The organism is Brachybacterium phenoliresistens (assembly GCF_000576425.1).
Classification (GTDB): domain Bacteria; phylum Actinomycetota; class Actinomycetes; order Actinomycetales; family Dermabacteraceae; genus Brachybacterium; species Brachybacterium phenoliresistens.
This window is the reverse complement of sequence record NZ_KK069988.1, coordinates 551,058-575,211: the sequence shown is the minus strand read 5'-3', so window position 1 is coordinate 575,211 and position 24,154 is coordinate 551,058. Positions and strand designations below refer to the sequence as shown.

The 24,154-nt window shown below is 71.2% G+C and carries 18 protein-coding genes; 12 read left to right on the top strand and 6 right to left on the bottom strand.

Annotation, left to right across the window (positions count from 1 at the left end):
- Positions 1–45 precede the first annotated feature (45 nt).
- The 3 genes from BF93_RS02625 to BF93_RS02615 are packed head-to-tail and all read left to right on the top strand — an operon-like array spanning position 46 to position 4,473.
- Positions 46–2,778 (top strand): GNAT family N-acetyltransferase, encoded by a 2,733-nt coding sequence (locus BF93_RS02625; protein ID WP_038370330.1) that lies wholly within the window; start codon positions 46–48, stop codon positions 2,776–2,778.
- A complete protein-coding gene (locus BF93_RS02620; protein ID WP_038370329.1) occupies positions 2,775–3,350 on the top strand; it encodes a DUF5998 family protein in 576 nt (191 codons plus the stop codon). Before BF93_RS02625 ends, BF93_RS02620 begins: the two co-directional genes overlap by 4 nt.
- Positions 3,334–4,473: an alkaline phosphatase family protein gene (locus BF93_RS02615; protein WP_038370328.1), complete on the top strand. Its 1,140-nt coding sequence runs from the start codon at positions 3,334–3,336 to the stop codon at positions 4,471–4,473. The genes BF93_RS02620 and BF93_RS02615 overlap by 17 nt, the downstream gene beginning before the upstream one ends.
- A gap of 170 nt (positions 4,474–4,643) precedes the next feature.
- On the opposite strand, the gene sepH is transcribed toward BF93_RS02615, so the two are convergent.
- Complete coding sequence (sepH, locus tag BF93_RS02610) at positions 4,644–5,993, bottom strand: septation protein SepH (RefSeq protein WP_038370327.1); 1,350 nt, start codon at positions 5,991–5,993, stop codon at positions 4,644–4,646.
- A 232-nt stretch (positions 5,994–6,225) separates the two neighbouring features.
- Between sepH and BF93_RS02605 the strand changes: the two genes are divergently transcribed.
- Positions 6,226–6,528 (top strand): DUF4193 domain-containing protein, encoded by a 303-nt coding sequence (locus BF93_RS02605; RefSeq protein ID WP_038370326.1) that lies wholly within the window; start codon positions 6,226–6,228, stop codon positions 6,526–6,528.
- Positions 6,529–6,556: 28 nt separating this feature from the next.
- Here the strand turns inward: BF93_RS02605 and BF93_RS02600 are convergent, their stop codons facing one another.
- Complete coding sequence (locus BF93_RS02600) at positions 6,557–7,039, bottom strand: DUF3093 domain-containing protein (RefSeq protein WP_038370325.1); 483 nt, start codon at positions 7,037–7,039, stop codon at positions 6,557–6,559.
- Positions 7,040–7,145: 106 nt separating this feature from the next.
- Between BF93_RS02600 and dut the strand changes: the two genes are divergently transcribed.
- Genes dut through BF93_RS02580 form a run of 4 tightly spaced genes read left to right on the top strand, consistent with a single transcriptional unit; the run spans position 7,146 to position 9,693 of the window.
- Positions 7,146–7,616, top strand: coding sequence for a dUTP diphosphatase (dut, locus tag BF93_RS02595; protein ID WP_038370324.1), 471 nt, complete (start codon positions 7,146–7,148; stop codon positions 7,614–7,616).
- Between the two features lie 3 nt (positions 7,617–7,619).
- On the top strand, positions 7,620–8,357 hold the full coding sequence (locus BF93_RS02590; protein ID WP_038370323.1) for a DUF3710 domain-containing protein: 738 nt from the start codon (positions 7,620–7,622) through the stop codon (positions 8,355–8,357).
- 5 nt (positions 8,358–8,362) lie between these two features.
- The gene (locus BF93_RS19920) at positions 8,363–8,824 is read left to right on the top strand and encodes an OB-fold nucleic acid binding domain-containing protein (protein ID WP_232226157.1); all 462 of its coding nucleotides are present in this window, start codon (positions 8,363–8,365) and stop codon (positions 8,822–8,824) included.
- The gene (locus tag BF93_RS02580; RefSeq protein ID WP_084148189.1) at positions 8,821–9,693 is read left to right on the top strand and encodes a DUF3159 domain-containing protein; all 873 of its coding nucleotides are present in this window, start codon (positions 8,821–8,823) and stop codon (positions 9,691–9,693) included. Before BF93_RS19920 ends, BF93_RS02580 begins: the two co-directional genes overlap by 4 nt.
- 83 nt (positions 9,694–9,776) lie before the next feature.
- On the opposite strand, the gene BF93_RS02575 is transcribed toward BF93_RS02580, so the two are convergent.
- Positions 9,777–10,565, bottom strand: coding sequence for a potassium channel family protein (locus BF93_RS02575; protein ID WP_084148188.1), 789 nt, complete (start codon positions 10,563–10,565; stop codon positions 9,777–9,779).
- Entirely contained in the window at positions 10,562–11,233 is a 672-nt protein-coding gene (locus BF93_RS02570; protein WP_038370322.1) for a potassium channel family protein, read from the bottom strand. The genes BF93_RS02575 and BF93_RS02570 overlap by 4 nt, the downstream gene beginning before the upstream one ends.
- A gap of 100 nt (positions 11,234–11,333) precedes the next feature.
- On the opposite strand from BF93_RS02570, the gene BF93_RS02565 reads away from it, so the two are divergent.
- From BF93_RS02565 to BF93_RS02550, 4 genes are all read left to right on the top strand, one after another.
- Positions 11,334–13,358, top strand: coding sequence for an APC family permease (locus BF93_RS02565; RefSeq protein WP_038370320.1), 2,025 nt, complete (start codon positions 11,334–11,336; stop codon positions 13,356–13,358).
- Complete coding sequence (locus tag BF93_RS02560) at positions 13,345–14,658, top strand: class I SAM-dependent RNA methyltransferase (protein ID WP_038370319.1); 1,314 nt, start codon at positions 13,345–13,347, stop codon at positions 14,656–14,658. Before BF93_RS02565 ends, BF93_RS02560 begins: the two co-directional genes overlap by 14 nt.
- 350 nt (positions 14,659–15,008) lie before the next feature.
- The gene (acnA, locus tag BF93_RS02555; protein WP_038370318.1) at positions 15,009–17,795 is read left to right on the top strand and encodes an aconitate hydratase AcnA; all 2,787 of its coding nucleotides are present in this window, start codon (positions 15,009–15,011) and stop codon (positions 17,793–17,795) included.
- A gap of 374 nt (positions 17,796–18,169) precedes the next feature.
- Entirely contained in the window at positions 18,170–21,865 is a 3,696-nt protein-coding gene (locus BF93_RS02550; protein ID WP_038370315.1) for a KAP family P-loop NTPase fold protein, read from the top strand.
- Between the two features lie 350 nt (positions 21,866–22,215).
- Here BF93_RS02550 and map read toward each other — a convergent pair whose 3' ends face one another.
- Together map and BF93_RS20175 are read right to left on the bottom strand one after the other, a co-directional pair.
- Positions 22,216–23,040, bottom strand: coding sequence for a type I methionyl aminopeptidase (gene map, locus BF93_RS02545; protein WP_038370314.1), 825 nt, complete (start codon positions 23,038–23,040; stop codon positions 22,216–22,218).
- A complete protein-coding gene (locus tag BF93_RS20175) occupies positions 23,037–24,098 on the bottom strand; it encodes a COX15/CtaA family protein (protein WP_156954012.1) in 1,062 nt (353 codons plus the stop codon). Before BF93_RS20175 ends, map begins: the two co-directional genes overlap by 4 nt.
- Between the last annotated feature and the right edge of the window lie 56 nt (positions 24,099–24,154).

Here is a 24,154-nt window from a genome sequence, read left to right as displayed (position 1 = left end):
TGAATCGGATCATCCCGCCCCGGGGCGACCCGCTAGGCTCGCCCCATGGCACCACGGCGCGACGCAGGCACCGGGCGTCGGAGCACGGGCGCTCCGGACCCTGCGCACTACCCTGCCCACTGGGAGGCGGACATCGCCCTGCGCGACGGCACGGCCGCGCACCTGAGGCCGATCCTGCCCACCGACGCGGACGCCCTCCAGCGCTTCCACCAGGCCCAGTCCGAGCAGTCGCGGTACCTGCGGTTCTTCGCCGCCATGCCCCGGCTCTCCCCGCGGGACCTGGACCGCTTCACCCGCGTGGACCACCACGACCGGGTCGCGTTCGTGGTCCTGCACGAGGACGACATCATCGCCGTGGGCCGCTACGACCGCATCGGCGGCCGCGAGGCCGAGGTCGCCTTCAACGTCGCCGACTCCCAGCAGGGGCAGGGGCTGGCCTCGATCCTCCTGGAGCATCTGGCCGCCGCCGCCCGCGAGCACGGCATCGACACCTTCACCGCCGAGGTCCTCCCGCAGAACCAGAAGATGATCGGCGTGTTCACCGACGCCGGCTTCGACGTGCGCCGCACCTTCGACGACGGCGTCGTCCAGGTCGTCTTCCGCATCGACCCCACCGCGCGATCCCTGGCCGTGATGGCCGAGCGGGAGCGCCGCGTCGAGGCCCGCGCCATGGAGCGCATGCTCCACCCCTCCTCCGTGCTCGTGGTCGGGATCTCCTCGCGCGCCGACAGCGCCGGGCGGCGCATCCTCGACGCCCTGGACCGCTCGGGCTACGACGGCGTCGTCCACGTCGTCGCCCGCGAGGACTTCGAGATCGCCGGGCATCCCACCCGCGCCCGCATCGCCGACGTCCCCGGCCCCATCGACGTCGCCGTCATCGCCCTGCGCCCCGAGGCCTGCCTCGAGGCCGTCGACGACTGCGCCCGGATCGGGGTGCGCTGCGTGGTCATCCCCACCGAGGGGTTCTCCGACTCCGCCGTCACGCGCGCGGACCTCCAGCGCCGGCTCGTCGCCCGGGTGCGCCGCCACGGCATGCGGCTGCTGGGCCCCGGTGCCCTGGGCTACCTGCGCACCGGCGAGCACCCCATCAACGCCTCGCTGTCCCCGCGGCTGCCGCGGGCCGGGCGGGCGGCGCTCGCCGCCCAGTCCAGCGCCCTGGCGGCCATGCTGCTGGCCGCCACCGACCGCCGCGGCACCGGCGTGCACGAGTTCGTCGCCGCCGGCAACCGCGCGGACGTCTCCCTCAACGACTGCCTCCAGCACTGGGACGAGTCCGAGGACGTCGGCGTCATCGGCCTGGCGCTGGAGTCCATGGGAAATCCCCGCAAGTTCACCCGCATCGCCCGGCGCCTGACCCGCACCCGTCCCGTCGTGGTCCTGCGTCCCCCCGGCGTGGGCTCCCAGGCCCCGCCCGGACATGACGTCCGCGCCTCCGTCCTGCCGCGCCGCGCGCTGGACCAGGTGCTCAGCGCCGCCGGCGTGGTGCGGGCCGACAACGTCGACCACCTCATGGACCTTGTCGACGCGCTCGAGCGGCAGGGCGTGCCGCTGGGCGCGCGGGTGGGGCTGCTCTCCAACACCGCCGCCCTCGGCGAGGCCCTGCGCGGCGCGGCGGACCGCCACCGCATCCGGGTCAGCGCCGACAACCGCTCCGTCCCCCTCGCGGAGGACCCCCGGCTGGTCCAGCGTGCCTTCACCTCGATGGCGGGCCTGGGCGGCGTGGACCTCGTGGTCGCGGCGGTGCTGGACCCCCTCACCGGGGATCTCGTGAGCATGCTGCGGGCGATGGCGACCGTCGCCCGCGGGAGCGAGGTCGCCCTGGTCGTCTGCCTGGTCACCGACCGCGACCGCTGGCTGGCGGTCGAGGAGGCGGTGCGGGCCGACGGCACCCTTCCGCCCGTGCACACCAGCCCCGCCGCCGCGATGCGCGCCGCCGCGGGCCTGCTCGCCGCGGCGCGCCGCAGCGCGGTGGACGACGCCCCGCCCGAGCGTCCCGCGGACATCGACGTCGAGGCCGCCCGCACGATGGTGCGCGAGCTGCTGCCCGAGCGGCCCGGCGCGCCGCGCGCGCTGTCCGGGCAGCAAGTGCGGGACCTGCTGGCCGCCTACGGCATCGGCGCCCTACCCACCGCCGAGGTGCACGACGTCGACCAGGCCCTCCAGGCCGCCGGGCGGATCGGCTACCCGCTCGCCCTCAAGAGCACCGACCCGGTGCTCCGCCACCGCACCGACCTCGGCGGCGTGCGCCTGGACATCGCCGACCCCGCCCAGCTCGCCCACGCCTTCACCCGCATGCGCGCCGAGCTCTCGTACTCCGACGCCCCTCTGGAGCTGCAGCGCATGGCCCCGCCCGGCGTGCCCGTGGTCATCCGCTCCACGGAGGACCCGGCGCTGGGGCCGGTGGTCTCCTTCTCCGTCGCCGGCGACGCCACGGACCTGCTGGACGACATCGCCTATGCGATCCCGCCGCTGGGCCCGCAGGTCGTCGAACGGCTCATGTCCTCGCCCGCGACGGCCGCCAAGCTGCGCGGGGACCGCGGGATGCCGCACGTGGACCGGGCGGCGCTCGCCGACCTGCTCGCGCGGGTGGGGGTGATCGCCGAGGACCTGCCCGAGCTGCGCCGGCTCGAGCTGTATCCGGTGGTGGTCGGGCTCGACGGCGTGAAGGTGGTCGGCGCGAGCGCGGAGGTCGCCCATGCGCCCAACCGCACCGACGGCACCCGGCGCATCCTCAGCGGTCCCGGATCCGACCCGCTGCGTGGGAGACTGGGGGAATGACCTCAGCGCTGCCCGCGGACCTCGCCTCCGAGCTGGAGGCCTCCGGCTACTTCCCGCAGACCGCCGCGGCCTGTGTGGCGCGGGCCCTGCGCGGCGCCCCGGTGCGTGCGCACCTGGTGCGGCCCGAGACCACCTTCGACGGCTCCGAGGTGCGCCGCCATCTGACCGTCCTCGCCCTCACCGAGCGCCACCTGGTGATCTCCCACATCGACGACGAGTCGGCCGATGAGCTGAACCCGCCCCAGGTCGTCGCCACCACCGAGAAGGTGCGCCTGGACCGGATTGGCACCACGGGCCTCACCCAGGTCTTCGCGGCCGATGACGAGGGCAGCGGCGTCGAGGAGTCCGAGGTCACCCTCGGCATCTCCTGGGGCGGCAGCCGCCGGATCGACCTCGAGCGGGCCTGGTGCGAGGACCCCAACTGCCAGGCCGACCATGGCTACACGGGCACGCTGGCCCCGTCGGATCTCGCCCTGCGCATCAGCGCCCTCGCCGACGGCCCCCTCGCGGTGGCCGCGGCGATCGCCTTCCACGAGCGCCTCATGGACGCGGTCGATGAGCTCGAGGCCTGAGCTCGGCGGCGACCTGCTCGCCCCGCCGTTCGCCGGGGGCGCGGCACCGGGGATCCTGGGCGTGGTCGCGGACCTCCTGCCCGCCGGCGCCGCAGGCCCGGGGGGCCGGGACCTCGTGGTGCTGGCCGACGGGCTGGGGCGGGAGCTGCTGGACGAGCACCTCTCCCTCGCCCCCACCCTGCGCCGCCTCGCCGGGCAGACCCGCACCCTGCGCACCGTCACCCCGGCGACCACCGCCACCGCCATGACGTCCCTGCTCACGGGCCTGCCGCCGATCCGCCACGGGGTCCTGGGGTACACCACCATCGATCCCGAGCGCGGGGTGGCGGTCAACCAGCTCACCGGGGACGCCCCGCACGTGGATCCCGTGCGCTGGATGCCGCAGGCGACCCTGGGGGAGTCCAGCACCCGGCGCGCCGTCCATGTGGGCCCGCTCAAGCACTCCGGCAGCCACCTCAGCGCGGTCGCCTTCCGGGGCTGGGACTTCGTGCCCCATCGCCGCCCCGACGAGCGGGTCGACGCGGTGCGCACCGCCCTGCAGCGGGCGGGGAAGGGCGGCGTGGTCCACCTCCACGTCGACGACGTGGACCATGCCGGGCACCGGTACGGCGTGGACTCCGATCCGTGGCGCGAGGCCGTCTCCGAGGTCGACGCGCTGCTCGCGACGCTGCTGCGCCGCCTTCCGCCGCGCACCCGGATCCACCTGACCGCGGATCACGGGATGGTCGACGTGGATCCCCGGCTCCGCCTGGACCCGACGGCGCTGCCCGGGGTGCGCGACCTGGTCGCGGTGATCGCGGGGGAGTCCCGGGCGATGTGGATCGGTGCCCGGGGCGGCGAGGACGGCGCCGCGCAGCTCGCGGAGCTGCTGCGGGAGGGTCTCGGGGAGAGGGCCCTCGTGCTCTCGCGCGCGGAGGTGATCGCCGCCGGGGTCCTCGGTCCGCCGGGGGAGGAGCCGGCGCCCCATGCGCGCGGACGCATGGGGGACGTGCTTGTGCTGGCACGCGGGCGCACGACCCTGGTCGATCCGGGCAGGCCCGCGCCGCGGCACCCCGAGATCGGCGTGCACGGGTCCCTCACGGCCCGCGAGAGCCTCGTCCCGCTGCTCAGCGTCGAGGTCTGACCGGCCCTGCGTCGGTCAGCCTGTCCGGCGGCGGCCGTCCGTCGGCCCTGCCCTGGTCGGCACCGCAGCGCCGTCCGCCGGCCATGCCTCGGTCGGCCCCGCGGCGCCGTCCGCCGGCCCTGCCCTGGACGGCCCCGCGGCGCCTCCGGCGGCCCGGCGGCGCCGAGCCGTCAGTCGTGCTTCGAGCCGAAGACGATCTCGTCCCAGCTGGGGATGCTGGAGCGCTTGGATCCGGACTTCTTGCGGGCGGGCTTGCGCACCGGCGCCTCCTCCGGCTCCGCAGGGCCGGAGGACTCCTCGGCGAAGCCCGGCAGCGGGGTGAGCTCGACCGTGTCGTTCTCCCCGGGGGCGGGGTCGGCGCGCTCCGCCGCCGGAGCGTCGTCCGCGGCGGACGCCTCGTCGGGCTCCCCGTCGGCGACGGGCTCCTCGGAATCCTCGCCGGAGGGCTCCTGCAGGCTCTCGAGGTCGTCGACGGGCTGGGATGCGCCCGCGAGCTCGCGGGCGTGCTCGGCCAGCGCCTCCTCATCGGCCGGGTCCGGGGAGGTGGCGTCCTCGGCGGCCGGGGCGGAGCCCGCAGCCGGGTTCGGCGCGTCCGCAGGGGCCGCGGGCTCGTCCAGGCTCTCCCACACCGGCTCCTCGTCGCCGTCCGGCACCGGGACCGCCGCGGGCGAGGGGACCGAGCGCAGTCCGCGCCGGGCGTTGAGGGCGTCGAGCTCGTCGGCATCGATCGACGCCGGGTGGTCCCGGCGCGCCTCGCTGCGGCTCCGCTCCCGGGAGGGGTCCTCCGTGCGGCCGGCGGCAGGCTCGGCCTCGACGGACGGCTCGGGGCGCGGGCGCCAGGCCAGGGGCCGCGGGCGGGTCCGGGCGGCGGTCTCCTCGAAGGAGCCGTCCGCCTCGATGTCGTAGACGGAGCGCTTGATGGCGGTCAGCCGGGCACGGCCCGCGCCCGGCTCGGGAGCCGCCGGGTCCTCGTCGACGAGCCAGCGGGCCTCGTCGTCCTCCGCGACGATGCTGCGACGGTCGAGATCGGCGACCCAGTGGGCGGAGCGCTCGCGGCCGCCCGCGGTGAAGGCCAGCTCGAGATCCCAGGTGCCGTCGGCGCGGCGCCAGGCGTCCCAGCGCACGTCCTCCCCGGCGCGCCGGGCCGCGAGCCGCTCGGCCACGATCTCGCCGAGGGAGGGGCCGTCGCCGCGTCCCACCGGGAAGGCGCGGCAGCGCTGGGCGGTGTACTCGCGCTCGGCCAGCACGGGGCCCTCGTAGCGGCGCACGTGCTCGAGGGAGACCTTCGCGATCTCGGCGATCTCCTCGGCGGTGCGTCCCTGGCGCAGCATGGCCTGGATGTCGCGGGGACGCAGCGGCGTCGCCGCGGTGGCGCGGATCGCCCCGAGCGCGGGCCGGTCGCGCCGGACCGCCGCGCGCAGGGCCTCGTCGATCTGCAGGGTGTACCGACCGCCGTCGGAATCGACCAGGATGACGTGCTCGTCGTCGTCGTGGATACCGTCGAGCTCGAGCTCTCGCATCGTCGTCCTCTCCGTCGGGTGTGGTCGGACCGTGCGTCGATCATAGTTGCGCGTCCCGAGGAATCCCGAACGCGGGAACATCCGCGATCCGCCTTGAGTTATCCAGGGGACTCTGCGATACTCTCGCCGCCCTGGCTCATCGATCCGCGCGTTTCCTTCCGCGGGATCAGGCTCGGGCGCGCTAGCCACAGGTCAGAGGACCGCAGCACGACACACGACGAACGGACCGCACATGGCGACTGATTACGACGCACCCCGCAAGCAGGAGGACGACTCCAGCGAGGACTCGATCGAGGAGCTGAAGGGACGCCGCAACGAGGCGTCCACCGCAGCTGTGGACGAGGACGAGGCCGAGGCGGCCGACGGCTACGAGCTCCCCGGCGCCGACCTCTCCAACGAGGAGCTCTCCGTGCGGGTGCTGCCCCGGCAGGCGGACGAGTTCACCTGCGCGAGCTGCTTCCTGGTGAAGCACCGCAGCCAGATCGACCACGCCGAGGGCAACCTCATCTTCTGCAAGGAGTGCGCGGCTGCCTGATCCGAGGCCGGGCGGGGCACCGCCCGGCTCAGACGGCAGCGCGCGCGACCTGCAGCGCCAGGACCAGGTCCTGGGGACGACGGCTCGACACCACCCACGCCGGTGTCGGGTCGTCGTCGTCGTTCAGGGGGACGCGCACGCCCGAGCGGATCCAGCCGCGGGTGCAGTGGTGGGCCAGCGGCTCGAACCCGGTGCCCATGACCCGGGTCCAGTCCTCCCCGGCCAGCAGCTCGGGCTCCTCGAGCAGCTCCACTTCGATCTGCGCGCGGCCGGCGATCAGCCGACCGCCGGAGACCTCCACGACCGGGCTCATCAGCGCCCCCAGGGCGCACATCGCCGCGATCCCCACCAGGCCGACCACCAGCGCGAGGGTCGTCGACAGCGGCACCAGGACCACGCCGAGCACGGCTCCCAGCAGCGCCAGCACCACCCACGTCCCGACCGACGGGAGCAGCCGCTCCCGGTGCAGGACGGACAGGGGATCAGCAGGGCGCGCGGCGGCATCGGTCATGGCCTCATGCTCTCACGCAGGGCCTTCCGGCCCCTCCCAGGGGCGTGGCCCGCGACACCGTCGACGCACGCCGCGCATCCAGCCGGGATGACTAGGCTGTGTGCCCATGGAGTCCACCGCCACCCTGCCCGTCCGCCTCGCCCCCGGCGCGGCTCTCCCGCACCGCGCGCACGACCACGACGCCGGCTACGACCTCGTGAGCAACGAGAGCCTGACCATCCCCGCCGGAGGCCGCGCGCTCGTGGGCACCGGCGTCTCCGTGGCCCTGCCCGAGGGCACCGTCGGGCTCGTCTGCCCCCGGTCCGGCCTCGCCGTGAAGCACGGCATCACGGTCCTGAACGGGCCCGGCATCGTGGACGCCGGGTACCGGGGGGAGATCCGGGTCGCCCTGCACAACACCGACGCCGTCGCGGACTTCGCGATCGAGCCCGGCGACCGCATCGCCCAGCTCGTGGTGATCGCCCACGCCGCGCCGGAGCTGCACGTGGTGGAATCCCTCGACGAGACCGAACGCTCCAGCAGCGGGTTCGGGTCCAGCGGCGGCTTCGGCGCCGCCCGGCCCGACGGGAAGGAATGAGCCGTGGGACTGTTCTCCCGCAAGAAGGCCTCCGCACCGGCCGATGAGGCCGTGACGAAGGAATCGCCCGAGGACGCCGCCGAGACCGCGGAGGAGGAGACCCCCGCCGCCGGCTCCGGCACGGGCCGCCCCTCGCATCTCTCTCCCGGCCCCTACGACGAGGCCGATGCCCCCCAGGAGGAGCGCATCGACCTGGGCGGACTGCAGATCCCGCTGCTCAAGGGGCTCGAGCTGCGCATGGAGATGGACCAGCGCTCCCGCGCCGTGACCGGCGCGAACCTCGTGCTGGACGGTTCCTCCCTCCAGCTGCAGGCCTTCGCGGCTCCCAAGAGCCGCGGTCTGTGGGACGAGGTCCGCGTGTCCCTGCGCGACTCCGTCACCTCCCAGGGCGGGACGGCCGAGACGCGGCAGGGCCCCTTCGGCACCGAGCTCATCGCCCGTCTCCCGCTGAAGCGGGCCGACGGCCGCACCGGCTACCGCCCCACCCGGTTCATCGGCGTGGACGGTCCGCGCTGGTTCGTGCGCGCGATCCTCTCGGGACCGGCCCTGTCGGACCCGGAGCAGGCGCGCCGCTTCGAGAGGCTGCTCTCGCGGGTGGTCGTCGTGCGCGGCAGCGAGGCCATGGCCCCGCAGGAGCTGATCCCGCTGGCCCTTCCCGGCCAGCGCAGCGGCGTCCCGCACCGCCCGGGCGACCCCCTCGACCCGCTCGCCCGCGGCCCCGAGATCACCGAGATCGGATGACCCCGATGCCCGAGCGCTCGCCCGAGGCGGGGTCGCGCCGCCCCGTGCCGTCCCCGCGCGCCGCCCGGGGGGTGCTCGCGCGCCTGCGCCATCGCTTCGCCGACAGCGAGGTGATCGACGCCGAGGCCGCGCAGCGCGCCGCGCGCTCGGCGGGCTTCGACTCGGTCGCCGACATCGGCGATCGGATGAAGGTGCAGCTGGTGGGGTACATCAGCTCGCAGGTGATCCAGCCGCGCACGGCCGCCCCGGCCGTGGAGGCCGATCTGTTCGACGGGACCGGCACCATCACCCTCATCTGGCTGGGCCGCGACCGCATCTCGGGGATCGGCCCCGGCACCAAGCTGATCGTCAAGGGCTTCGCCGCCAACCGCGGCCACCACCGGGTCATGTACAACCCGCGCTACGAGATCCTGGGTCGCGCCGGGGAGGACCCCGACGCGACCGACGCGGATCAGGAGGACGCATGAGCAGCCCCGAGGACCCCCGCGCCGAGCAGGGCGGGAGCCCGAGAACACCTCCCGCGGCGCAGCCGGACGCGGCGCCCGCAGCCGGACCGGCCGCGGCACCGGCGGCGTCCGCAGCCGGACCGGCGGCCTCCGCAGCGACCGGGGCGGCCCCGGCCGATGCCGCGACCGGACCCGACGGCGCCCCGCGCCGCGGACTGGCCGCGGTGCTGCAGGAGGAGCAGTTCTCGGTGCGCGACGCCATGGGAGGCCCCCGCGGGATCCTCGAGTCGGTGCTGCCCACCCTGCTGTTCCTCGTGCTGTACGTGATCACGCGGGACGTGAAGGTCTCCGCCATCGCCGCGGTGGCCGTGGTCGTCATCGCCCTGCTCGCGCGGCTGGTCGCGCGCCAGAGCCTGTCCAGCGTGCTGGGCGGGCTGTTCGGCGTGGTGATCGGCGCGGTCTGGGCGATCCGGACGGGGGAGGGGTCCGACCTCTTCGCCCCCGGGCTCGTCATCAACGCGGTCACGCTGGTGATCCTGCTGATCTCGCTGCTCGCGCGCCGCCCGCTGCTGGGCCTGGTGATCTCCCTGCTGGACGGGCGCGTCGCGGACTGGGCCGAGGACCCCGACGCGCGGCGCGTGTACACCCGGGCGACCGCGGTCTTCATCGGCCTCTACGCGGCGAAGCTGCTGGTCCAGCTTCCGCTCTACCTCGCGGGGGCGGTGGCGGCGCTCGGTGTCGCCAAGCTCGTGATGGGCCTGCCCCTGTTCGCCCTCGCCGCCTGGATCGTGTGGCTCATGCACCGGGCGCTGCTGGTGCGCCGCGAGGCGCGCGCCCTGCGGTCGCAGGAGCCGGGCGCCGCGCCTCCCGGGCCCTCCCCGAGCGCCTGACGGCCCCGGCCGGGCCGGGGCGGAGCTCTGCGGCTGTGGCCGAGCTCAGCAGCCGTGGCCGAGCTCAGCGGGCGGGGCCGGCCTCAGGCGTCGAAGGGATGCTCGGGCTCCTCGGCCTTCGAGGCCTCGCGCTCGCGCAGCCGGATGCCGCCGGTCGCCGTCTCCTCCGGGAGCTGCGGCAGCTCGGTCTCCCCGCCCGGCTCCCCGTCGGAGCCGCGCGGCGCCAGCAGCGACTGCAGGGCCACCAGCTCGGAGTCCTGGGCGATGAACAGCAGCTCGTCGAGGGCGTCGAAGGCGTCATGGGCGGTCGGGGCGATCGGCCGCCCGTCCCGGATGATCCCCACCAGCACGCACGACCCCGGCCAGCGCATCGACCCGACCGTGCGACCCAGCACCGGGCTGCGGCGCGGCAGGGTGATCTCGACCATCTTCGCGCGGGAGCCGGCGAAGTTGAAGATCTTCACCACGCGGCCGACGCTGACGGCCTCCTCGACCAGCGCCGTCATCATCCGCGGGGTGGACACGGCCACGTCCACGCCCCACATCGGGCCGAACATCCATTCGTTGTCCGGGTGCGAGACCCGGGCCACGGTGCGCGGCACCCCGAACTCAGTCTTCGCCAGCAGGGAGACGACGAGGTTCACCTTGTCGTCTCCGGTGGCCGCGACCATGACATCGGCCTCCCCGACCTCGGCGCGGGTGAGGATGCCCAGCTCCGCGGCATCGCCCTGGACCCACAGCGCCTCCGGGATCGCGGAGCGCCGCTCGGGGGTGACGGTGCGGTCCACCAGGGTGATCGCATGGCCCTTGTCCAGCAGCTCGCGGGCGATGGAGCGCCCCACGCTGCCCGCGCCGACGATGGCGATCCTCATGCCTGGTCCTCCTCGGCGAGCGGATGGGCGAGCACCGACTCGACGTCGGCCAGCTTCCCGGTCGGGGCCATCAGGTGCAGCCGGTCCCCGTCCTGCAGGCGCAGGTCCTCGCGCGGGAGGATCCCCTCGCCCAGGCGGGTGACGTAGACCGCCCGGCTGCCGGTGCGGCGCTCGATGCCGGGCACGCTCAGGCCCATCCAGCTGGAGTGCGGGACGATGGAGAGCATCGTCAGCGCGCCGGAGACGTCCTGGTACTCGTGGCTGGGGGAGGCGGGGATGAGACGGTGCAGCACCTGCGCGGTGGTCCATCGGACGGTGGCGACCGTGGCGATGCCCAGCCGCTCGTACACCTCGGCGCGCCGCGGGTCGTAGATGCGCGCGACCACGCTGCGCAGCCCGTACTCCTCGCGCACCACGCGCGCCGCGATGATGTTGGAGTTGTCGCCGCTGGAGACGGCGGCGAAGCCTGCGGCCTCGCGGATCCCCGCCTGCTCGAGCACGGCGCGGTCGAAGCCGGGCCCGGTGATCCGGGCCGCCGGCAGATCCTCGGACAGCCGCTGGAAGGCGATCGGGTTCTGGTCGATGACGGCCGCGGTGTGGCCGTCGGCGACGGTGCGATGGGCCAGCATCGCGCCCACGCGTCCGCAGCCCATGATGACGAAGTGCACCCGTTCCTCCTCGCCTGTGGCCGCCCGCGAGCGCGAGCGGACCGGCCCTGACGTGCCGGTGGGACCACGATAGCGTCGCACGGGGCTTACAGTTGTCGCCGTGTCCGGTCCCTCCAGCGCGCTCAAGCGCGTCCTGTTCGGACGGGCGTTCGCGACCGAGCGCCTGTCGCGCGAGCGCCTGCCCAAACGGCTGGCGCTGCCGACCTTCGCCGCCGACGCCCTCAGCTCGGTGGCCTACGCGCCCGACGAGATCCTGCTCACCCTCGCGCTGGCCGGCGTCACCGCCATCACCCTGAGCCCCTGGGTGGCCGTGGCCGTGGTGGTGCTGATGGCGATCGTCGTCACCGCCAGCCGGAACATCGTCGAGGAATACCCGCGCGGCGGCGGCGACTACGAGGTCGTCGCCAAGAACCTCGGCGGCGACGCGGGCCGCGCCGTCGGCTCGGCGCTGATGGTTGACTACGTGCTCACCGTCGCGGTCTCGATCTCCCAGGCCGCGAGCTACACCTCGGGCATCTTCCCCGTGCTGCACGGCTCGGAGATGTGGGTGGCGATCGCGCTGATCCTCGTGATCGCCGGGATGAACCTGCGCGGGGTCAAGGAGAGCGGCACCGTCCTGGCCGTCCCCGTCTACCTGTACATGGCCGCGATCGGCGGGATGATCCTCATCGGCGCGGTGCAGGGCCTGGACGGCAGCCTGGAGAGCGCCCCGAGCGCCGGGCTGGAGATCATCCCGCAGTCCGGGTTCGAGGACGGGCTCACCGCCCTCGGCGGCGCATTCCTCGTGCTGCGGGCCTTCTCCAGCGGCTGCGCGGCGCTGACCGGCGTCGAGGCGATCGGCAACGGGGTGCCGTCCTTCCGCCCGCCCAAGCGGCGCAACGCCTCGATCACGCTGGTCATGCTCGGGGCGATCTCCTCGGCGATGATGCTCGGCGTGGTGTGGCTCGCCGACGCCACCGGCGTGGTGTACGTCGCCGATCCGGACACGCAGCTGCGCAGCGCCTCCGGGCCGATCGGCGACTACCAGCAGCTGCCGGTGATGGCGCAGCTCGCCCAGACCGTCTTCTCCTCGGGATCGGTGCTGTTCTACCTCGTGCTCGTGGTCACCGGCGCGGTGCTGTTCCTCGCCGCGAACACGGCCTTCCACGGCTTCCCCAACCTCGCCAGCGTGCTGGCCCGCGACGAGTACCTGCCGCGGCAGATGCGCCTGCGCGGGGACCGGCTGGCGTACTCCAACGGCATCGTCGCCCTCGCGCTGGGATCCATCGCCCTGGTCTGGGCGACCGGCGCGCAGGTCACCGTGCTGATCCAGATGTACATCGTCGGCGTGTTCGTCTCGTTCAGCCTGGGCCAGCTGGGGATGGTGCGCCACTACACGCGGCGCCTGCGCGTGACCTCCCGCGCAGACCTGCGCGGAGGCCTGCGCCGGCGGCGCGCGATGAACGCGGTCGGCTTCGTGGCGGTCACCGTCGTGCTGGTGATCGTGCTCGTGACCAAGTTCCTGCACGGGGCCTGGGCGGCCGTCGCGATCATGGCGGTGCTGTGGGGGGTCATGACCGCGGTGAACCGCCACTACCGCCGGGTGCGGGAGGAGCTCGCCCCGGGAGCCGAGGAGATCGCCCACACCGCGAGCCCCTCGCGCTCCCACGCCCTCGTCCTCGTGGGCACGCTCGACAAGCCGACGCTGCGGGCCCTCGGGGTGGCGATGTCGGCGCGGCACTCCAGCGTCGAGGCGCTCACGGTGCACGACGAGGACACCGACGCCGCCGCGGTCGCCCGGCGCTGGCACGACATGGATCTGCAGGTCCCGCTGCGCGTGGTCTACTCGCCCTACCGCGACCCGGTGCGCCCGGTGCTCGCGTACGTCAAGACGCTGCTGGCCCGCAACCCGCGAGATGTCGTGGTGGTCTACATCCCCGAGTTCCTGGTGCGACACTGGTGGGAGTCGTTCCTGCACAACCATGCGTTCCGGCGGCTGGGCACGCGCCTCGCCTACATGCCCCGGGTGATCGTCTCCACGGTCCCCTGGCAGCTGGGAGGCGACGACAGCGGACGTGGTCCGACGGAGCTCGCGGCGGAGTCCGCCGGGCACAGGGAAGGTGGAAGGTCTCATGGCAGCAGTTGAGTCCCGCACGTCGGAGCAGCACGGCGGCGGTCCTGTCATCACCGTGACCACCACGGTGCCCGCCGCCGGCGGCACCTTCGTGGCCCGCCATGAGGGACGGGTCGTCTTCGTGCGCGGGTCCGCCCCCCACGAGACGGTCACGGCCCGGGTGATCGACGACCCGTCCGGGCTGGACGGCGCCCGCTTCTGGCGCGCCGAGACCGTCGACGTGCTCGAGCCCAGCGTGGACCGCGTGCCGACGGTCTGGCCCGAGGCCGGGACCGACGGCGTGGGCGGCGCGGACTGGGCGCACATCGCCCTGCCGGCCCAGCGGCGGATCGCCACCGACGTGCTGCGCGAGCTGCTGCAGCGCGCCAAGGTCACCAGCTTCCCGCTGGACGACGTCCAGGTCGAGCCGGCACCCCACGACGAGGACGGCCTGGGATGGCGCACCCGGGTGCGCCTGGCCGTGGACGAGCGCGGGCGGGTCGGCATGCGCGGCTGGCGGAGCCATGAGGTGCGGCCGGTGGGGGAGAACCCGCTGGCGGCGCCGGCCATCCGTGCGCTGGCCCTGACCTCCTGGACGCCGCCGGCGGGCACCGAGGCGATCGACGCCGTCGCTCCCTCGGCCGACGAGCCCGCGGTGGTGATCATCGGCCGCGATCTCGATCCCGGCGACGTCTCGATCCCCGAGGGCTGGGGCGCCGCCCACGTCGCGGTGCAGAACAGCTCGGGCCTGCACGTGGTGCGGGGAGCGGAGACCGTGCGCGAACGGGTCGGCGACCAGGAGCTGGTCGTCGGCGTCACCGGGTTCTGGCAGGTCCACCGCGATGCGGCGTCCCTGCTCGCCGACGTCGTCGAGCGCGATCTCGCCGCCCGGCCGGGAGACAGCGTCTGGGACCTCTACGGCGGGGTGGGCCTGTTCGCGGCCCGCATCGGCCGGACCACCGGCCTGGACGGCGAGGTCGTGAGCGTCGAGGGCAACAAGCGCGCAGGGCGGCTGGCCCAGCAGAACCTCGCCGACGTGCCGGGGGCGAGCGCCCGCACCTCCGATGCCACCGATTTCGTCCGGGAGCAGCGGCGCGGCGCCGACCGCGTGGTGCTGGACCCGCCCCGCGCCGGGGCCGGGGCGGAGCTGATCGAGCTGCTCGCCGAGCGCGTGCGCGAGCGGATCGTGTACGTCTCCTGCGAGCCCTCCACCCTCGCGCGCGACCTGGCGATCGCCGAGCAGAAGGGCTGGCGGATCGAGGACCTGCGCGCCTTCGACCTGTACCCGCACACCCATCACATCGAGACCGTCGTCGTCCTCGAGCGGGACTGAGCGAGCCCGAGCGGGCCTGAGCGACACGGAGCGGGCCCGAGCGGGCCAGAGCGAAACGGAGCGGGCCCGAGCGGGCCAGAGCGAAATGGAGCGGGCCCGAGCGGGACGGAGCGGACCTCAGCGGGACGGAGGGCACACCCTCCGGCGCCGCCGACGAGCAGAGATCCCTGACCTCGGTGAGGCGCTGACCACACGCCGGGAGGGCCTCCCGGGGCCCATCGGCCCGCCATGCTAGTTTTATCTTGACGTCAAGAGAAATGCGGCCTGCCCCGCCGCGCCCGTCGTGACATGCCGAGAGTTCTGCGCGCCTACGATGGGACCACGCCCCAGATATGACTAAGGAGTCCCGGATGAGCACCGTCAACTCGTTCGACGCCAAGGAGACGCTCAGCGTCGGCGGCGAAGACTACGAGATCTATGCCCTCGACGCGGTCGAGGGGCACGAGAAGCTGCCGTACAGCCTCAAGATCCTGCTGGAGAACCTGCTGCGCACCGAGGACGGCGCGAACATCACCGCCGACCACGTGCGGGCGCTCGGCTCCTGGGATCCCTCGGCCGATCCCGACACCGAGATCCAGTTCACCCCCGCCCGCGTGATCATGCAGGACTTCACCGGCGTGCCCTGCGTCGTCGACCTCGCCACCATGCGCGAGGCCGTGCAGGAGCTCGGCGGCGATCCGGAGCGGATCAACCCCCTGGCCCCCGCCGAGATGGTCATCGACCACTCCGTGATGATCGACGTCGCCGGCCGCCTGGACGCGCTCGAGAAGAACATGGAGCTCGAGTACGGCCGCAACAAGGAGCGCTACCAGTTCCTGCGCTGGGGCCAGACCGCCTTCGACGACTTCAAGGTCGTCCCCCCGGGCACCGGCATCGTCCACCAGGTCAACATCGAGTATCTGGCCCGCACCGTGATGACCCGGGAGGTCGACGGGGTCACCCGCGCCTACCCCGACTCCTGCGTCGGCACCGACTCGCACACCACCATGGTCAACGGCCTGGGCGTGCTGGGCTGGGGCGTCGGCGGCATCGAGGCGGAGGCCGCCATGCTCGGCCAGCCCGTGTCGATGCTCATCCCGCGCGTGGTCGGCTTCAAGCTGACCGGCCAGATCCCGCCGGCCGCCACCGCGACCGACGTCGTGCTCACCATCACCGAGATGCTCCGCAACCACGGGGCGGTCGGCAAGTTCGTCGAGTTCTACGGCGACGGCGTGGGCCAGGTGCCGCTGGCCAACCGCGCCACCATCGGCAACATGAGCCCCGAGTTCGGCTCCACCTGCGCGATCTTCCCGATCGACGAGGTCACCGTCGACTACCTGCGCCTGACCAGCCGCTCCGAGGAGCAGCTCGCGCTGGTCGAGGCCTACGCCAAGCGCCAGGGCCTGTGGCACGACCCCTCGAAGGAGGCCGTGTACTCCGAGTACCTCGAGCTGGACCTGTCCACGGTGGTGCCCTCGATCGCCGGCCCGAAGCGCCCGCAGGACCGCATCGTCCTCACCGAGGCGAAGGAGTCCTTCCGCGAGGTGCTGCCGACCTACGCCGCGCACGGCGAGGTGCAGCAGGAGGACGGCGACACCGCCGGCACCTTCCCGGCCTCCGACCCGGCCGCGCCGGGCGGCGACAACGACAGCGGCGGCTCCGCCCCGGTGCATTCGCCCCGCAACGGCCGCCCCTCGGCGCCGACCGCGGTGGCCGGCCGCGACTTCACGATCGACCACGGCATCGTCTCGATCGCCTCGATCACCTCGTGCACCAACACCTCGAACCCGTCGGTGATGATGGCCGCCGGCCTGCTGGCGCGCAACGCCGTGGCCAAGGGCCTGACCTCCAAGCCGTGGGTGAAGACCTCCATGGCCCCCGGCTCCCAGGTCGTCACCAACTACTACGAGAAGGCGGGCCTCTGGCCCGAGCTCGAGGCGCTCGGCTTCCACCTCGTCGGCTACGGCTGCACCACCTGCATCGGCAACTCCGGGCCCCTGGACCAGGAGATCTCCGACGCGATCGCCGAGAACGACCTCGCCGTCACCGCGGTGCTCTCGGGCAACCGCAACTTCGAGGGTCGCATCAACCCCGACGTGAAGATGAACTACCTGGCCTCCCCGCCGCTGGTCATCGCCTACGCGCTCGCGGGCACCATGGACTTCGACTTCGAGAACGACCCGCTGGGGCAGGACTCCGAGGGCAACGACGTGTTCCTGCGCGACATCTGGCCCAGCCCCACCGAGGTGGAGCAGGTCATCGCCGAGAACATCACCCAGGAGATGTTCTCCAGCGACTACGCCGACGTCTTCACCGGCGATGAGCGCTGGCGCTCCCTGGACACCCCCGAGGGCGCGACCTTCGCGTGGGACGCCGAGTCCACCTATGTGCGCAAGCCCCCGTACTTCGAGGGCATGGGCATCACCCCGGAGCCCGTCACCGACATCTCCGGCGCCCGCGTGCTCGCCAAGCTCGGTGACTCCACCACGACCGACCACATCTCCCCGGCCGGATCGATCAAGGCGGACTCCCCGGCGGGCCGGTACCTGCGCGAGCACGGCGTCGAGCGCAAGGACTTCAACTCCTACGGCTCGCGCCGCGGCAACCACGAGGTGATGATCCGCGGCACCTTCGCGAACATCCGCATCAAGAACCAGCTGCTCGACGGCGTCGAGGGCGGGTACACGAAGAACTTCCTGACCGGCGAGCAGGAGTTCATCTACGACGCGGCGCAGGCGTACGCCGAGCAGGGCATCCCGCTGGTGGTCCTGGCGGGCAAGGAGTACGGCACCGGCTCCTCGCGCGACTGGGCGGCCAAGGGCACCAAGCTGCTGGGCGTGCGGGCCGTCATCACCGAGAGCTACGAGCGCATCCACCGCTCCAACCTCATCGGCATGGGCGTGCTCCCGCTGCAGTTCCCGGCCGGCGAGTCCGCCGAGTCGCTGGGCCTGACCGGCGAGGAGACCTTCGACATCTCCGGCGTGACCGCTCTGAACGAGGGCACCACCCCGAAGACGGTGAAGGTCACCGCGACCAAGGAGGACGGCACCGCCGTCGAGTTCGACGCGGTCGTGCGCATCGACACCCCCGGCGAGGCGGACTACTTCCGCAACGGCGGCATCCTGCAGTACGTGCTGCGCTCGCTCGTGGCGGCCTGAGCCGCCCTGCCCCGCGGTGCGGGAAGCCCGTCGACGACGGGCCCCCGCGGCGCTCCGGGCATCGGCACCTGCGCCCCGTCAGGCTTCGGCCTGGCGGGGTGCACTTATGGAGCGTCGATCTGCCATCGTCGCTCGTCTCGGATTGTCGAGGTGTCGCGACCCGCTCCGTAGACCATCGTCGATCCCATGTGGCGGACCGCAATATTCGGGAAGGCCCAACACGACACGACGTATCGTTCGAGGAGTACGACTGCGGCGTCCGCCGATTTGTGGGTGCTTACACATAGTGTGGGTCATGATCTGCATAACCACCAGCCCTCTCGACTACTGACGGAGTACATGGCATGCCACGAGGAACGGCCGAGCACATTGGAATGTCCAACCTGCGGCCCGATGACCTCGTGGAGGATCGCGAACTTGCAGCAGCGGAGGACGACCGCCTTGCGCACGACGGAATCGTCGACCAACTCGCCGCACTTGCCACGACGGTGCCAACCCCTTCAAACATCGCCCTGTACGGTCCATGGGGGTCTGGCAAGAGCGGCATCGCCAACATGCTCAAGAGCAAGCTCGACGGTCGTGACGGTGTCCGCTTCGTACGGTTCGATGCCTTCAAGTACGCTGACGTGCCACTGCGGCGCAACTTCATCAGCGCAGTCGCGAGCGAACTCGGATGCAAGCAGGCCAAGTATCACGGTGATCTCTACAGCGGCCGGACCAAGACTGAGATCAAGGTTCCACCAACCACCATCCTCAAACTGCTGGGTGTCTTCGCCTTGCTGCTCCTCGGCCTCGCGGTCATCCTCGCCACGTTGGTCGCAGTCGTCGCCCTAGTGCAGAGCCACATCGGTACCAAGACTGACTTCGGACTAGAGTTCAGATCGTTGTCCAAGCAGGTCGTGTTGGCAGGTCTCCTACCGGCCGCGCTACTCGCAGCCCTGATTAGCCTTGCGAGCAAGACGTTCTCGGTTGACCGAAGCCTGGCGAAGCCTGATAGCGACGAGCAGTTCGAGAGGATCTTCAAAAACTTGGTGCTCGACGCCCGCGCTAAAGTCCTAGTAATATTCGTAGACGAACTCGACCGGTGCTCGGCCGGAGAAGTAGTAGCGACTCTCGACACTATCCGGACCTTCCTCGGTATCGAGCAGTGCGTTTTTATAGTGGCTGCCGACCAGAACGTGCTGGAGGGAGCGCTCACCCGAGCCGCCAAGCAGGAGAGTCCTTCCGACGACACAAATCCATATTACAGCACCGGAAGCGCCTATCTAGACAAGGTCTTCCAATACCAACTGAGCGTTCCGCCGCTTCTTGCCCAGAGCGTCAGTCAGTATGCGACGAGCCTCGTCGAGAATCGCAAAGGATTGTGGTCAGAAATCAACCGCGACTATGTGCTCTCGGTGCTTATTCCCACGCACGTCACTAGTCCTCGACGCGTGAAGCACCTGCTCAACACGTTCGCGCTGACCTTTCGGCTCGCCCAAGAGCGCCACAATGCTGGGCTTCTTGCCGAGGACCCGTGTGCGACCGCACCCGCCATCGCCCGATTTGTCTGTCTCCGAGTTGAGTTCCCGCTGTTCGCACGACACCTTGAAGTCGATGCCAACCTGCCCGCCTTGGTGCTGCAAATAATGCAGAATCGAGACGCGGAACTGCCCGCTGGAACCTCAGACCGGGCTATCGAACTCGCCGAGTCATATGCCCATGGTTGCGCTGCGCCGAGCACCATCCTCGTAGAGGATGACCCGGACGGTGATGGTTGCAGTGAGGATCGTGCTACACAGATTGGCAAGGCACACAACAAGCAGCTGCTCAACTATCTGAGCCGGACTCGTCAGGTGCGAGGCCCGTCGCGAGATCTCATCTATATGCAGAGCACGGGAACAGTCTTCGGGCTGGATGGTGAGCTGGCGCTGGCTGTCGAGCGCGCTGCAGAAGATGTGGATACCGAGACCTTGCGACGTCGAGTCGCTGGGCTTGAAGAGACTCAGCTGGAAGGTGTCCTGCAGGTCCTGACCAATCTGATCCGGACGGGTACTGGGGTGATCGGTCCCAATGCCGCAAGGTCGTTCCTCCTGCTTACCCGAGCACAGCCAGATCTTCCTGTCGACAGCGTCGCCGACACCGTAGCTGAAGCGATCTGCGTCCTCGAAGACGAGTCCGACGACATTCTTGACGAAGACACAGTTACCGGTGCCTGGGCGCTGACTAAGGTCGGGTCTGAGGCTAGCGCATCAGCACTTCGGCAGCGCATCATCGCAGCCAGCACCAGCCGCGATTTCACACCGCCAGACTTTCTCTTCGAGGACGCCGCCCTCGCCATCAGTGCTGCCCCTACTGTAGTGCCGGGCTATCTGTCCACTCGCCTCGTGTCCCCGGATGGTCCCACGACTGTCACGCGTCTCTTCGACTTGTCTGATGGCGACCTGGCCAAGGTCATCTCCGCAACTCACGCCCTCATCTCCACGCTTGCAAGCGAAGCGGAGCGAGCTCATGTGGAGTGGAAGACCGCGCGCGAAGCCGCCATGGCGACGGGAGCCAGTACTGCCGGAACCAGAAGGAATACGGTTGCGTCGACGGCAACTGAGGATCTGGAGCCCGAACCTTTCGCTCCCAGTGTGGTGCTCGATGCTCTTGCTGACGCAGCCACGCCGCGGGAAGAGCCGATCCAGCATCTGGTGCTCCGCCTCCTCTTAGACGTCGACACTCAAGTTGCTCGTAGCGCAGCCTTACGACTCCTCGGCAATACCGAGCCCGTCACCGACCCTGATCTTGCAACCGGCATTCTTAGGGCGGCTCGCCGTCGGGTTCTCGGCGAGTGGACTAAATGGCTAAACTGCATAGTCCCGGCGAATGTTACCGCAGCCCACGCCGAGCCCCTAGGGCAGCTTGTGGCAAAGGCGTGGGAGTCGAAGTCTGATCTTGACATCACTGGAGCAGCCCTGGATGTTCTCGCACCGCTGATTGCCAACCTGCCTGAAGGGCACGCGCCGAGCCTGACCGCCGATGTGCTCGAACTCGTCGCAAGATATGTCGCGAGTACGAACGAAGCCAGCGAACGCCGGGAAACCCTCAAACGGGCCCGATTGTTTGCCGAGGCACGAGTTCTCGACTACGATCAAATTCTGTCCGCTGTCGCGCACTCTTTGCAAGACACCCTCGCGGAGTCTCTGGCACAAGTCGACGCCGAAGACGCCCTGTACCGTTACTTGGCAGAGAACGGCTCCGAAGCCGTACAGGCGTCTGTCGATGAGCTAGAAGACTCGGAGTTGGAAGGTCTACTTGCTGAAGCATCTGGTAGTCCATGGCTCGATGATCTCGGCCATGTCGCAATTCCGCTCGATCTTGCCATCGCAGCGGGCGCTACCCGCGTCCACTCCAATGTCTTGCCGACAGCTGAGGCTATGGCTGAGGTCACCGACAAGTACGCGCACTCGGCCATCCATGTAACTGCACTCTGGCTCGAGCTCATCCGCCCCAGCCCAGAAGATTTCGCAACCGTCTACGATCCTTTACGACGAACTGGCGCACACTCGGCCGAACTGGTCCACGCCGCCCGGGCCGTGCAACATAGATGGACAGCGGAGCAACATCGCGATCTACTTGACAAGTACCTTGCGGCAGCCGACACAGACGTCCCGGATGATGCGGTATTGGAGGTCCTCGGCGTGGCCGAAGCGGACGAGAGCCAGGTCGCGGACCTGCTCGTCAACCGCTTCACTGACGCGACCAACAACACTCAGCGTCAGCGGGTTGTCACGCTGTGGGGAAAGGCGAATGTCCAAGGCGACTCGATACGACGCCGACTCTTCGAGACGATCATCTACGGACTCCTCGATCTGAAATCCGAGGGTGGCAACGTAGGAGCGGCGGAGCTCGCGCTCAATGCCCTCGGCAGCGTCGGTAAGCCCCTCCCGTCGCGAATCAAGGGTGCACTAGGTGAACGTGTCAAGTCGGCAGTAACCGGCACAAGCAGCCTGGAAGACAAAGCGCTGGTGGTATTGCCTGCTCTTGGTTATCCGATCGCGAGAAAGAACCTCGGCAAGTCTAGACGCGTCCGTTACGACAGGTGACATTCGCGATCAGACTGAGGTCGTCCAACTTGGCGAATCGGGTGTTGGCTCGGTCTTATATTCGTCACCGCGGGCGGGGTGCGTTGGTCTCAGATGCTCACTTTGTGATTACGGTCGGAGATGCGAAGTCCCTTGTCTGGCGGCGGATGAACCGAGGCACTCATGTCGAAGGCTTCAGATGATTGCAGAAATCGACTCTCAGAGTGACGCGAGGGCGGTTCGGGCTCGGCGAGCGTCTTGAGCAAGAGTTCTGACACCAGACGTGCGCCGCGCCGACGACCAGGTAGGCAAGTCGTGGGCGCACCTTCCGGGGCACCTCCTCGCGTCGCGGGGTGCCGGGCGGAGCGGTCTCAGCCGGCGACGGAGGAGCGGGGCGAGGGGTCGTCCGCGCGGGCGGTGAGGATCTCCGGTGCTCCCGTGGTCACCTGCAGGGTGTGCTCGGCGTGCGCGCCGCGGGAGCCGTCGGCGGACAGCACCGTCCATCCGTCCCGCTCGTCGGTGACCATCTGCGAGGTGGTGGGCATGAGGAACGGCTCGACCGTCACGAGCATGCCCTCCTCCAGCTCGGCGCCGGAGCCGGGGGTGCCGTGGTTGGGGATGAAGGGGGCCTCGTGCATCGTGCGGCCCACCCCGTGCCCGCCGAAGGTGTGGTTGATGGTGTAACCGAGCTCGTGGGCCCGCGCCTCGACGGCGGCGCCGATGTCGCCCACCCGTGCCCCGGCGCGGACCTGGTCGATGCCGGCCCACATGACCGCCTCGGTGTCGCGGATGAGCTGCAGGTCCTCCTCCCGCGGCGTGCCGACGATCACCGAGAGCGAGGAGTCCGCGACCCAGCCCTCGAGGGAGACGGCGAGGTCGAAGGAGACGAGGTCGCCGTCGGCCAGGTCGCGATCGTACGGCCGGCCGTGGAGCACGCCCTCGTTCACCGAGGTGCACACGACCTTCCCGAAGGGGTAGGCGCCGAACCGCGGGTGGTAGTCGAGGTAGCAGCTCGTGGCGCCGGCCTCACGGATCATCCGATGGACCTCGGCGTCGATGTCGAGCAGGTTGTCGCCCACGCCGACGGTGCGGCGCAGGGAGGACAGCACGTGCGCGACGAACTCGCCGGCCGGCCGGGCCTGCTCGAGGGTGGGCAGCTCGCGCTCGGCGGCGCGGCGGCGACGGGGCAGGCTCATCGGGTCCCCTCGGTCGAGGCGGCGGGAATGTCGGCGGGATCGGCGGCCTCGTCGGGCGACCAGGTGAACAGGGCGGCCCCGCACCAGGCGATCGCGGCCGCGAACAGGGCGGCGCCCAGCAGGTGCATGCCCACCAGGACCTCGGGAAGGCCCGTGAAGTACTGGGTGTAGCCGATGGCCGCCTGCAGCAGCGTCACGCCCACCAGCCCCCACGCGGCGCGGCGGGCCGGCCGGGCGCTGCGCACCAGGTACAGCGAGATGAGCAGCCCGACCAGCAGGCCGCAGAACAGCATCACGGAGTCCGCATGCAGCCAGGAGATGGTGCGCGGGTCGAAGGGCAGCCGGGCCGGGTACTCCGCATCGCCCGAGTGCGGTCCGGAGCCGGTGACGAGGGTGCCCAGCACCAGCACGGCGAAGCCCAGGGCGGCCATCGCCGCGAACATCCAGCGCAGCGCCGCCGGGACGCGCGGCCGGCGCGCTCCGTCCCCGCCGTAGAGGCGCACCACCAGCACGGCGGAGATCGCCACCAGGACCGGGGAGACGAGGAAGTGGGGGCTCACGGCGCCGGGGTGGAGGTGCAGCCACACCACGATCGCGCCGAGGAGAGCCTGGATGCCGGTGCCGATCAGGGGCAGGGCCGCCAGCAGCAGGAAGCCGCCGCCCTTGTGGCGCAGCCACAGGAAGGAGACCAGCAGCAGGGCGATCGCGAACACGCTGACCACGCCGGTCAGGGTGCGGTTGCCGAACTCGATGAAGGGGTGGATGCCGGCCTCGAGCGTGAGCTCGGGGGTGAAGGATCCGGGCTCGCAGTTGGGCCAGGTCGAGCAGCCCAGGCCGCTGCCGGTCAGGCGCACCACGCCGCCGGTGACGATGATGCCGATCTGGCAGACCAGGTTCCCCCAGAAGACGATCGCGGCGAGGCGGGCCCGCGCGGCGGCGCCCGGGCGGGGGCGTCGCGGATCGGCGAGGGTGCTGATCCCGCCGACGACCTCGACGGTCCCGTCGTCGTCGCGGTCGGCGTCGTGGCGGGATCGCTCCGCCGGGGAGGAGGGGGTCATGCCGGCGATTGTATTCAGCGCACCTGGGGGAGTCCTCGTCGCGGGCGGCCCCGCGC